Below are 12,081 nucleotides of genomic sequence, written 5' to 3'. Positions count from 1 at the left end.
GGTTATACTCTCGCCATCACTAAAAAACGGGAAACAACAATGAACGACAGTGAATTTCATCGCCTGGCCGATACCCTGTGGCTGACCATTGAAGAGCGTCTGGACGACTGGGATGGCGACAGCGATATCGACTGTGAAATCAATGGCGGTGTGCTGACTCTCAGCTTCGGGAACGGCAGCAAAATCATCATTAACCGTCAGGAACCGCTGCATCAGGTGTGGCTGGCGACCAAACAGGGCGGCTACCATTTCGATCTGAAAGGCGACGAGTGGATCTGCGACCGCAGCGGCGAGACTTTCTGGGATCTGCTGGAGCAGGCGGCAACGCAGCAGGCAGGTGAAACGGTGAGCTTCCGTTAAATCTTTTGCCGGATGGCGGCTTCGCCTTTCCGGCCTACCCCAGGCCCGGTAAGCGTAGCGCCACCGGGCAAGACAATTCACGAAAAATATTGTTGCAGCAGCGGCGCGTCGTTGTCCTGTCTGGCGGACGGTATGTTATCAATTGACTGGGTGCGGAACGGAATCACCTGCTCACGCCCATCGACCTTCACAATCTGGTAGAACTGCGGCAGGTTAAAGTTAATAAAGCTGGAGCCGTACGTGAAGCGGTCATGCGAAGAGGAATAGAAGCGGCTGACGTCGCGTACCAGCTCCTCTTTGCTGCCTTCGCAGTGGTGATACACCTCCACCCGATTGCTCTCGTCCAGAATATAGATGTTAAAGCCCTGCTCTTCACCCGACTCTTCAAAGAAGAACTGGATAATTCCTTCACTGGCAAAACCATCCACCACTGACGGCAACCGGATGTGGTTAGTCTCAACCTGCACAGAGAGTCCGTGCAGCTTGTTATGCGAAATCGCCCCGTAGAACTCAATGGCGTTTTCCAGTTTCTGTACCGACACGTTCAGACGTTCAAAGAACAATCCCCATGTCTGACCAGAGACGCGCAACGCCTTGAAGCGCCCGGTTTCCTGGCGCGTACTGGACAGGCGCAATTCAATACACTCTGACACCAGCTGTTGAACGCGAGTACGAATCAAACCGCGCAGATGCTGGCTGTAGCAGAACACGTCCACGCTGTCCGGCGGCGCAGCATCCTGATGCATTTTGCCCAGAATCGTTTTCAACGCCTCGATCATTGCCTGCCCGCCATTGAAGTGCAGGGTACGAACTTCGTTCCACGAGTTGCGATACAGCAGGTCTACGCTGCCGACCAGGCAATTTTGCTCTTCTCCGAAGCTGAAGACATCCAGCTTACGGAAGTCAAAATGCACCACCTGATTGCGGAACGCCGCCGTCGGGTCATATTCGAGATTAACAATAATCGCCAGATGACGGATTTCACACGGGCTATAGAGCGCTTTCGGCGTCGGCGCGGGCAAACGCAGCGGGAAGTGATGCGACACATCAGCCACCATCTCCTGCAATTTCGGCAAATCTACAATGCCGTTGCCCTTAATAAACAGATGGGTACGCGACGTCAGCAGGCCGTTAAACCAGGCCCACGCCACCAGCTTATTCAGATAACGGTTATATTCCAGCGGCTGATGGCTAATAATCGAATTCATGTCAGGCGCGCGGTTGTAGAGATACCAGCCTGAGCGGTTGGCTCGACCCGGCGGCACATGAATAAAAGTGAGGTGAGGTTCAGACAGATCCGGTGAAATTTGTGGGTTCACCAGCGTCACTTTGCCCGGCAGTGCTTCAAACGCGGCATACAGCTTACGGGTAAGAACGCCGATGTCCTGCGGACTGGCGCTAACGCTAAGATTGTTACGGCGCGCAAAGCGAATCAGGTTACGGTAGCTCTGCATCATGGCGTCGAGTAGCTCGTTGTGCGCTTCGCGAACCCGATCGATCTTCCAGTTTGCCCGATTATCCAGCATCGCCAGACGGGCATCGTCCCATCCCCACTCTTTGACTAACTGACTTAACACCTCACGACGCCAGCCAACGCAGGCGCGTTCGCGGCTCAGTTTTTCGCACACTTTTAAATAAAAACATCGACGCACCAAATCCAGCCGCGTCGGATCTTCAATCGCCGTGAGGTATTCAGTTACGCGCTCCAGCATCATGCAGTACGGATCGAGACCAAACGACACGATCTCGCCATCATGCAGACGCTGCTTAATATCTTTCGCCAACAGGCGCGGATTGGGATATTCCCAGGAGTACGCTTCCAGCAGCAGCGTTTTCAATACCGCTTTGTAAGGGGAGTCAATACTCTTGTACAACTGCCAGAGGCTGGCGCCAAAGTACTCTTCGGCAGAGAGCGAGCTTAATCCGCCGAGATCCAGCCATTCGTTTGGCGTGAGCACACCCTGTGCGTAGAGCGTCATGACATAGTCATCGTAATGCTCTTCTTCGTCGCACGGCACCATATTCCACAGAATACGCTTACCGGCAAGGCGCACAGCGGTGCGATAGAATTCGTCGAGCAACAAAATATGCTGCGTAGAGCCGCAGTCTTCACCGCCCAGACTGCCGCTTTCATTATGGCGGAAACGGTTTTCATCTATCAGGAAGAAGCTGACTTCCACCCCAAGCGAGGCGGCCCAGCTCTCCAGCAAGCTGCATTTACGCTGCAACAGCTGGCGCTCTTCGCTATCAAGCCAGGACTGGTGACAGACCCAGATATCCAGGTCAGAAGAACAGCTTTGCCCCACTGAAGAGGTACTGCCCATCGAGTAGACGCCGGTGATCGGCAATTCACCCTTTGGCGGATCCTGCACGGATGTACCGCGATACAGTTCCAGTTCATTCAGGTAGTGGCGTTGGGTTTCATCAGGCGCGTAGAAGCAAATGCCTCTGGGTACGTTACCATCAAGGTAGCCCGGCATCAGTGGATGGTGATAGTGCAATAATGTCGGCAGCAGACTGTAAACCTGTTGAAAAGCAGGTCCCATGGCAGCAAGCGCGCGATCCACGCGCAATTGATTGATGGCATCCAGTCTCTGTTTCAAAGTCTCAATATAGAGGTACAAGACGTATCGCCTGATGTTGCTACCCGTCATGTTGTCGATTGCTGCAGCGCATGCGCTCACTGGCAACCGTCACCACTCGGGATAAACCGTATGTCAAAAATAACCGTTACCTTTTTCATCTGCATTTTTATGGGGTACAGACGAAAAAATGGTCTAAAACGTGATCAATTTAACACCTTGCTCATTGACCGTAAAGAAAGATGCGCTACATACAAGTGTAGCACCATTCACAGCGTGTAAATCTCATAATACGGTAGGGCCGTTTCTCGTCATTCTTCACTGCCAGTGACGATGCCACGCCTTATCCTCTTAATCACGATTGACCGTAACACTGACATCCCACTTGTAAGGATGTTAGGATGTTCCATGGATGATAATGACGGTAACAAGCATGTTAGACAATGTTTTAAGAATTGCCACACGCCAAAGCCCCCTTGCGCTCTGGCAGGCACATTATGTCAAAGACGCCTTAATGGCAAACCATCCTGGGCTGGTTGTAGAGCTGGTGCCAATGGTGACGCGCGGCGACGTAATTCTTGATACCCCACTGGCGAAAGTAGGCGGTAAAGGCTTGTTTGTGAAAGAGCTGGAAGTCGCGCTACTGGAAAAACGCGCCGATATTGCGGTGCATTCCATGAAAGATGTGCCGGTCGAGTTTCCACAAGGCCTGGGTCTGGTCACTATTTGCGAACGCGAAGACCCGCGTGATGCCTTTGTCTCTAATAAATACAACAATCTCGATGAACTGCCCGCAGGCAGTATCGTTGGGACTTCCAGCTTACGCCGTCAGTGCCAGCTGGCCGAACGCCGTCCGGATCTCATCATCCGTTCGCTGCGCGGCAACGTCGGTACCCGTCTGAGTAAACTGGATCACGGCGACTACGACGCCATTATCCTGGCCGTTGCCGGTTTAAAACGTCTGGGGCTGGAAGCACGTATTCGCACTGCGCTGCCGCCAGAGATCTCCCTTCCTGCCGTAGGCCAGGGGGCCGTCGGTATTGAATGTCGGCTCGATGATGCGCGCACTCAGGCGCTGCTGGCGCCGCTGAATCACGAAGTGACCGCCCTGCGGGTTAAGGCCGAGCGGGCAATGAATACCCGTCTGGAAGGCGGCTGTCAGGTCCCTATTGGCAGTTATGCCGAAATGATCGAGGGAGAGATTTGGCTCCGTGCGCTGGTTGGGGCACCGGACGGCTCGCTAATGGTACGTGGAGAGCGTCGGGGTTCACCGCAGGATGCAGAGCAGATGGGCATTTCGCTGGCGGAAGAGCTGCTGGATAACGGTGCCCGCGCTATTCTTACCGAGATTTATAACGGAGAAGCGCCCGCATGAGTATTCTGGTCACCCGCCCGTCTCCCGCAGGGGAAGAGTTAGTGAGCCGTCTGCGCACACTGGGGCAGGAGGCCTGGAGTTTCCCGCTCATCGAGTTTACACCGGGTCGGCAACTGGCAACGCTTGCCGACCAGCTGGCAACACTCACCGCTAATGATTTAGTGTTTGCACTCTCGCAGCATACTGTCTCTTTTGCCCATGCTCAGTTGCAAAAGCAAGGTCAAGCCTGGCCCACGTTGCCACACTATTTTGCGATTGGTCGCACCACGGCGCTCGCTCTCCATACCGTCAGCGGGCGCGACATTCGCTACCCTCTGGATCGGGAAATTAGCGAAGTCTTGCTACAATTACCTGAATTACAAAAAATTACGGGCAAACGTGTACTGATATTACGTGGCAACGGTGGACGTGAACTGTTGGGCGAAACCCTGACGTCACGCGGAGCCGATGTGACTTTTTGTGAATGTTATCAACGCAGTGCAAAACATTACGCAGGCGCGGAAGAGGCGATGCGCTGGCAGTCTCATGGGGTGACGACGGTGGTTGTCACCAGCGGTGAGATGTTGCAGCAGCTCTGGTCGTTGATTCCGCAATGGTATCGTGAGCACTGGTTACTACGCTGTCGGCTGTTGGTCGTCAGTGAGCGTCTGGCGTACCTCGCCCAGGAACTGGGCTGGCAAGACATTAAGGTCGCCGATAACGCCGACAACGATGCGCTATTGCGCGCATTACAATAACTCTCATATGGGAAGCCATAATGACGGAACAAGAAAAATCCTCCGCCGTGGTTGAAGAGACCAGGGAGGCCGTGGAAACCACGCCACAGCCAGCCAATACCAATACCGAAAAGAAGAGTAAAAACAGTACTGCTCTGGTCCTCAGTGCGGTTGCTATCGCCATTGCTCTGGCGGCAGGTATTGGGCTTTATGGCTGGGGAAAACAGCAAACGGTCGAGCAAAATGCCACCAGCGACGCGCTGGCCAGCCAGTTAACGGCGTTACAGAAAACGCAAGAGAGCCAAAAGGCCGAGCTGGAAAGCGTGATTAAACAGCAGGCAACGCAGCTGGAGGCAGCGAATCGCCAGCAGGCCGCACTGGCGAAACAGCTGGATGACGTTCAGCAGAAAGTCGCCACTATTTCCGGCAGTGACGCAAAAACCTGGCTACTGGCTCAGGCCGATTTTCTGGTGAAACTGGCCGGTCGCAAGCTATGGAGCGATCAGGACGTCACCACTGCGGCTGCGCTACTCAAGAGCGCGGACGCCAGCCTGGCGGATATGAACGATCCGAGCCTGATTACTGCGCGTCGCGCCATTACCGATGATATCGCCAGCCTCTCCGCCGTCGCACAGGTTGACTACGATGGCATCATCCTTAAGGTAAATCAGCTTTCTAATCAGATCGATAACCTGCGTCTGGCTGATAACAATACCGACGATTCCCCTATGGACGCCGACAGCACCGAGCTTTCCAGCTCAATCAGCGAATGGCGCGTCAATCTGCAAAAAAGCTGGCAGAACTTTATGGATAATTTCATCACGATTCGACGTCGTGATGAAACCGCCGTTCCGCTGCTGGCGCCAAACCAGGATGTCTACCTGCGAGAGAACATCCGCTCTCGCCTGTTAGTGGCGGCGCAAGCGGTGCCACGCCATCAGGAAGAGACTTACCGTCAGGCGCTGGATAATGTCTCCACATGGGTTCGCGCGTACTACGATACCGATGATGCAACGACAAAAGCGTTCCTTGACGAGGTGGATAAGCTGAGCCAGCAGAGCATCACGATGGATGTGCCGGAAACGCTGCAAAGCCAGGCGATCCTCGAAAAACTGATGCAAACTCGCGTGCGTAATCTGCTGGCGCAACCGGCGGCCTCTGCGACTGAAGCGCCCCCTGCCCCTGCTGCTGCTGCTGCGCAGACAGCCGCGCCGCAAGGAGAATAATGATGCTGAAAGTATTGTTGCTCTTTGTGTTATTGATCGCCGGGATTGTTTTAGGTCCAATGATCGCCGGTCATCAGGGCTATGTCCTGATCCAGACCGATAACTACAATATCGAAACCAGCGTAACGGGACTGGTGATAATCCTGATCGTTCTGCTGGTGGTGCTGTTCGCCATTGAGTGGCTGTTGCGGCGAATTCTCCGTACCGGTGCGCACACTCGCGGATGGTTTGTTGGTCGTAAACGCCGTCGCGCGCGTAAGCAGACAGAACAGGCACTGCTGAAGCTGGCGGAAGGTGATTACCAGCAGGTTGAGAAGCTGATGGCGAAAAATGCCGATCATGCTGAACAGCCGGTGGTTAACTACCTGCTGGCTGCCGAAGCCGCCCAACAGCGTGGGGATGAAGCGCGCGCGAATCAGCATCTGGAACGTGCCGCGGAGCTGGCTGGCAATGACACCATTCCGGTGGAGATTGTCCGCGTACGTCTGCAACTGGCACGCAATGAGGACCATGCTGCGCGCCACGGGATAGATAAATTACTGGAAGTCACCCCGCGTCACCCGGAAGTCCTGCGTCTGGCGGAGCAGGCCTACATCCGCACCGGCGCATGGAGTTCACTGCTGGATATCATTCCGTCAATGGCGAAAGCCAACGTTGGCGATGAAGAACATCGCGCAATGCTGGAACAGCAGGCGTGGATTGGTCTGATGAACCAGGCTCGCGCCGATCAGGGTAGCGAAGGTTTACGTGAGTGGTGGAAAAACCAGAGCCGTAAAACTCGCCATCGGGTGCCGCTACAGGTGGCTATGGCAGAACACCTGATCGAATGCGACGACCATGATATGGCGCAGCAGATCATCATCGACGGACTGAAGCGTCAGTACGACGATCGTCTGGTGTTGCCCATTCCCCGTCTGAAGACCAATAACCCGGAACAGCTGGAAAAAGTGCTGCGTCAGCAGATTAAAACCGTTGGCGATCGCCCCTTGTTGTGGAGCACGCTCGGTCAGTCGTTAATGAAACACGGTGAATGGCAGGAAGCCACGTTCGCCTTCCGTGCAGCGCTGAAGCAGCGTCCGGATGCCTACGACTACGCCTGGCTCGCCGATGCGCTCGACAGACTGCATCAGCCGGAAGAAGCGGCCACCATGCGTCGTGACGGACTGATGCTGACGTTGCAAAACAACAATCCCCCGCAGTAACCTGCAGGCCCGGTCGCGTGTCGCCGATCGGGCCTGAAATCCTTCTTCCGCGCTTTGCCATGCGCACCTACAGAATACTATATTCATACAACTGACGACGGTTCTGTATATTAAATAACATTTGATCTTCTTCTGATAATCTGGCGAAGCTATCAGTAAACGCTTTCAGCGTCTCTACCGGTTTATCTTCAGGGATAATTGAGAGTGCTTCTGCCGCCTTAATCACGAATATTCCACATCCGTTTGGCACATTTTTTTGCATATCCCCATGCATAAAATCGATATTTTTTTCAGAGACCCCGGCTCTTTTTGCTGAAGCAATAAAATTGCTTTTAGTATCTTCATGTAACTCACTCAGAGAGTTAAATATAGCGCACTTAGTATTACAGTCAGACTCATCATTATACAAAACAAACAACACCCAATGGCCTCCGGTGTTAACCGGGAAAATCTCAGTTTTATCAATATTTGTTTTCGTTTTCATCTTTTCAGAAATTATCTCAGATAAAACATTTGATTTTGTTGTCGGTTCAATAAGTCCGACTGGAAAATTTAATGACAATTTATCCACATGCTGCGTTAAACCACTTATGGCGGCATTTATCTCATCGGTCGGCAGCATACGGGCGTTACTCCATAAATCAATCTGTCCAAGCTGCTCGAACGGTGACTGAGCGATCTCCCCTTCACTGAAAATGGCGGATATATCCTGTTTCTGCGCTATATTGGTTATCGCAGAACCCGCCATGTACAGTAGTTTAGATGGCGAATGAAATTTCTTCATATCTTCATTATTTTTTTCTTTAGCGCTACAGGCCGTCTCATATAACTTCATACTGGCCTGCTGAATTTCTTCGACAACCCCCGACTTCCCCTGGGTTTTCCCACTAAACAAATCAAAAAGGATATTCTCAGCCCTTTTACCCACATCATCATGGCGCAGGGCAAGGTTATGCAACATATCAATACAATCAAGGTTGCCGTCGGCTGCTGATTGACTCAGTACATCAAGCGTCCTTATATTTACGTTGTCTGTAAATAAATTATTAAACTGCGCTGTATTTAGTTGATATCGGGAATAGTTTCCGGCGATCATTGGGTTTCCTTATCAAAATAGCTCATTTTCAGGCTGATGTTTTTCTATACTAGATCAGATGAGTAATGAACAAATTCCGCAATTCGCTCCTTTACAGGTTTATTTGATAGCCATAAAAAATGGATGGGCGCAGTTTTTAGATGTAAAAAAACGCCCACTCCTGATGAAGCGGGCGTTAAACAGGTCTGTATGACAACATAAATGGGTGCTTCACTCAACGTTATGTCCATGGTGTTTGATGAGGCCGAAGCGACATCTGTCAGTGGACGATAAGCACCGTAAACGGCTCTGCATCATTCCTGAGTTTATGAAGCACTATGGCGAGCATAAGAGATGGAATGAGCATCTACCTGTATATTATTGCACATTGCATGCCAGGATTGCACTGCTAAAAATAAGGATTAAGAATTTTTACCTTGCTGGTATTTCATGACGTTACGTCAATTCGCCCCGTAGCGCTGAGGAATAGCTCAGACCGCTGTCGTCAGGTAACGACATCTCTCGTCAAAATACATAAAATCTTATTGAATCAGTCTGTTAACCGTCACCAAATAGCGACAACAGAAAGTGTGGATGTCTCAGACAGGCAACAGAATATACCGGGTGGATTCAGAAGGATGTTAAAAACAAAAAACCCCGCCGAAGCGGGGTTCAAAATTGGTCGGCGAGAGAGGATTCGAACCTCCGACCCACTGGTCCCAAACCAGTTGCGCTACCAAGCTGCGCTACTCGCCGATGTACTGCTTTTTGAATTTTTAGTTCAATTCTTTAAGTCGTGGTGCGAGGGGGGGGACTTGAACCCCCACGTCCGTAAGAACACTAACACCTGAAGCTAGCGCGTCTACCAATTCCGCCACCTTCGCATTTCACAACTTTTAATAATGGGGTGGCTAATGGGATTCGAACCCACGACAACTGGAATCACAATCCAGGGCTCTACCAACTGAGCTATAGCCACCACTACAAATTTTTTACGCGGTATCGAAACCACCGCAGCTCCAGCACCGGATTAATGGTGCGCCCGACAGGATTCGAACCTGAGACCTCTGCCTCCGGAGGGCAGCGCTCTATCCAGCTGAGCTACGGGCGCTTAGCGCCGTTGCGGGGGTGGATAATACGGACTTCACACCCCGCTGTCTAGTGCCTTTTTAAATAAAATGCGCGTTTGGTTACGCTTTGCGCGTTTTGTTGCTTATTCCCCCGCTTTCTGCGCAATGCCGTGACGGTTGAGGCCAAAAACCTTATAAACGATCGTCACAGCGAACAGGAAGATAATACCGACAAACAGCGACATACGGGTATCTTCATTAAAGTACATGCCGATCAGTACGCAAATCAGGAACGCCATCGTCAGATAATTCGCCCACGGGAAAAAAATAGAACGGAAAGGATGACTGGCGATGGCCTCTTTATGGGCTCGACGAAAGCGCAGCTGGCTAATCAGGATCACAAACCACGGCACCATCCCCGGCAGTACGCTCGCACTATAGACATAAACAAAAACGCGCTGCGGATTAGGTATGATGTAGTTCAGGCATGAACCTACCAGCAGAATCAGGATAGAGAGAGCCACCCCCGCCACAGGCACTCCATGACGGGACACTTTCGCCATCGCCGCAGGCAGCTGGCGGTTTTTCGCCAGCGCATAGAGCATGCGCCCGCAGCTGTACATACCGCTGTTACAGCCGGAAAGCGCAGCGGTCAGTACCACAAAGTTGATAATGCCTGCCGCAGCGGTGATCCCGATTTTCGCAAAAGTCAGAACAAACGGGCTACCGTTACTGCCAATCTCATTCCACGGGAAGATAGTGACGATAACAAAAATAGCACCCACATAGAAAATCAGGATACGCCACAACACCTTACCCACAGCGCTACGCAGCGTAACCTGCGGATTCTTCGCTTCACCGGCGGTGATGCCAATCAGCTCCACGCCCTGATAGGAGGCAACGACGATACACAATGCGGTGAGGAATCCTTTCCAACCACCGGCAAAGAAGCCGCCGTGCCCGGTGAGGTTGCCAAAACCAATCGCCTGGCCGCCGTTACCAAAACCAAAGAAAATCACGCCCAGTCCGACGATAATCATCACAATGATGGTCGTAACTTTGATCATCGCAAACCAGAACTCGATTTCACCATACAGACGTACTGCGGCAAGGTTTGCCAGCGCGACCAGACCAACGGCAATTAGCGCGGGTATCCACTGCGCCATGTCAGGGAACCAGAACTGCACATAAACTCCGATGGCGGTGATTTCCGAAATCCCGACGGCCATCCACATAAACCAGTATGACCATGCGGTGAGATAGCCGAAGAATGGACTCATATAACGGTGGGCGTAAACGGCGAATGAACCGGTTACAGGTTCAAGGAACAGCATCTCCCCCATCGAACGCATGATGAAAAAGACGAACAGCCCGGCGACGATATACGCCAGCAGCACCGACGGTCCCGCCCATTTAAGGGTACTGGCAGCCCCCATAAACAGGCCAACGCCGATGGTGCCCCCGAGGGCAATTAATTCGATATGCCGAGCCTCCAGCCCACGCTGAAGCTCAGATTGATTCTCTGCCATAAATCCTCTTGTCGTGTTTTGCCATTGTTCCGGTAGCGCCGGTTATTGTTATGGGTACATCAAGCGATGCGAATGGTTTCTTAAATTTGGCAAAATGGCAAATGAAGCATTAAAAAAATGTATGTTTTGTGTAAAAAGCAAACAGGAGAAGGGGTCGGGGCAGCACATTAAACAGAATGCGCTGCCCGTCTAAAAAAGGGAGGGTTACAGGTTACCGGTATAATGCCAGCGAAGGTAGCGCAGCAGGCGCAGTTGACGGGTAATGCGGCTCGGTTGAGACAATAAGCGATACAACCATTCCAGGCCGAGGTTCTGCCATACTTCAGGCGCACGCTTAACGTGTCCGGTAAAGACATCATAAGTGCCGCCCACGCCCATATACAACGCCAGCGGATAAACTTCCCGGCAATCGCGCATAAAAATCTCTTGTTTCGGCGAGCCCATTGCTACCGTCACAATCTGCGCCTCGCTGGCGCGAATGCGTTCAAACAGTGCCTGGCGCTGCTCCTGAGTAAAGTACCCGTCCTGACTGCCGACAATGTTAACGTTCCACTGCGTACGCAGTTTTTTTTCCGTTTGCGCCAGCACTTCGGGTGTGCCACCCACGAGGAACACCGGCGTGCCCTCTTTGCCCGCCCGCATCATTAATGCTTCCCAGAGATCGGCCCCGGCGACGCGGGAGACCTGTGCTTGCGGGTACTTCTTATGCACCGAACGCACCACGCTGATGCCATCGGCATACTTGAATTCCGCAGCCTCAATCAGCGCCCTCACCTCCGGGTTGTCCTCCACCGTCAGCATCTTCTCGGCATTGATCGCCACCAGCGTTCCCTGTTTTAGCCGCCCGTCGGCGAACAGGTAGCTGAGTGCGTGTTGCATATCTCGCCAGCCGATCAGTTGTAAACCGCGTAATGTGTATATCGGCGCAGTGGTATTATCTGTCATT

The 12,081-nt window shown here is 52.4% G+C and carries 9 protein-coding genes and 4 tRNA genes; 5 read left to right on the top strand and 8 right to left on the bottom strand.

The genetic code is table 11. The features are described from left to right. The first annotated feature begins 39 nt into the window (after window positions 1-39). Window positions 40-360, top strand: coding sequence for an iron donor protein CyaY (gene cyaY, locus C3432_RS26555; RefSeq protein ID WP_103780536.1), 321 nt, complete (start codon window positions 40-42; stop codon window positions 358-360). A 77-nt stretch (window positions 361-437) separates the two neighbouring features. Here cyaY and cyaA read toward each other — a convergent pair whose 3' ends face one another. Next, window positions 438-2,984: a class I adenylate cyclase gene (cyaA, locus tag C3432_RS26550; protein ID WP_103780534.1), complete on the bottom strand. Its 2,547-nt coding sequence runs from the start codon at window positions 2,982-2,984 to the stop codon at window positions 438-440. A gap of 391 nt (window positions 2,985-3,375) precedes the next feature. On the opposite strand from cyaA, the gene hemC reads away from it, so the two are divergent. Genes hemC through hemY form a run of 4 tightly spaced genes read left to right on the top strand, consistent with a single transcriptional unit; the run spans window position 3,376 to window position 7,461 of the window. Further along, window positions 3,376-4,317 carry a hydroxymethylbilane synthase gene (gene hemC, locus C3432_RS26545; protein ID WP_103780683.1) on the top strand — a complete coding sequence of 314 codons (942 nt, stop codon included), beginning with the start codon at window positions 3,376-3,378 and terminating at the stop codon, window positions 4,315-4,317. Beyond that, on the top strand, window positions 4,314-5,054 hold the full coding sequence (gene hemD / locus C3432_RS26540) for a uroporphyrinogen-III synthase (RefSeq protein WP_103780532.1): 741 nt from the start codon (window positions 4,314-4,316) through the stop codon (window positions 5,052-5,054). The genes hemC and hemD overlap by 4 nt, the downstream gene beginning before the upstream one ends. 20 nt (window positions 5,055-5,074) lie before the next feature. After that, a complete protein-coding gene (gene hemX / locus C3432_RS26535) occupies window positions 5,075-6,259 on the top strand; it encodes a uroporphyrinogen-III C-methyltransferase (protein ID WP_103780529.1) in 1,185 nt (394 codons plus the stop codon). Window positions 6,260-6,261: 2 nt separating this feature from the next. Further along, on the top strand, window positions 6,262-7,461 hold the full coding sequence (gene hemY, locus C3432_RS26530) for a protoheme IX biogenesis protein HemY (protein ID WP_103780527.1): 1,200 nt from the start codon (window positions 6,262-6,264) through the stop codon (window positions 7,459-7,461). Window positions 7,462-7,528: 67 nt separating this feature from the next. Here the strand turns inward: hemY and C3432_RS26525 are convergent, their stop codons facing one another. The 7 genes from C3432_RS26525 to wecG form a co-directional block, all read right to left on the bottom strand. Further along, window positions 7,529-8,557 carry an ElaD/SseL family deubiquitinase gene (locus tag C3432_RS26525; protein WP_103780525.1) on the bottom strand — a complete coding sequence of 343 codons (1,029 nt, stop codon included), beginning with the start codon at window positions 8,555-8,557 and terminating at the stop codon, window positions 7,529-7,531. Between the two features lie 658 nt (window positions 8,558-9,215). Then, window positions 9,216-9,292 (bottom strand) — tRNA-Pro (locus tag C3432_RS26520). A 41-nt stretch (window positions 9,293-9,333) separates the two neighbouring features. Further along, window positions 9,334-9,420, bottom strand: a tRNA-Leu gene (locus C3432_RS26515). A gap of 19 nt (window positions 9,421-9,439) precedes the next feature. After that, window positions 9,440-9,515: transfer RNA gene (locus tag C3432_RS26510), tRNA-His, on the bottom strand. 55 nt (window positions 9,516-9,570) lie between these two features. Then, window positions 9,571-9,647 (bottom strand) — tRNA-Arg (locus tag C3432_RS26505). A gap of 102 nt (window positions 9,648-9,749) precedes the next feature. After that, window positions 9,750-11,135, bottom strand: a complete 1,386-nt coding sequence (thrP, locus tag C3432_RS26500; RefSeq protein WP_103780522.1) for a bifunctional threonine/serine APC transporter ThrP — start codon at window positions 11,133-11,135, stop codon at window positions 9,750-9,752. A gap of 204 nt (window positions 11,136-11,339) precedes the next feature. Next, entirely contained in the window at window positions 11,340-12,080 is a 741-nt protein-coding gene (gene wecG / locus C3432_RS26495; RefSeq protein WP_103780520.1) for a lipopolysaccharide N-acetylmannosaminouronosyltransferase, read from the bottom strand. Window position 12,081 lies beyond the last annotated feature (1 nt).

The organism is Citrobacter amalonaticus, assembly GCF_002918555.1.
Lineage (GTDB): Bacteria > Pseudomonadota > Gammaproteobacteria > Enterobacterales > Enterobacteriaceae > Citrobacter_C > Citrobacter_C amalonaticus_A.
This window is presented reverse-complemented; position numbering and strand designations above follow the sequence as displayed.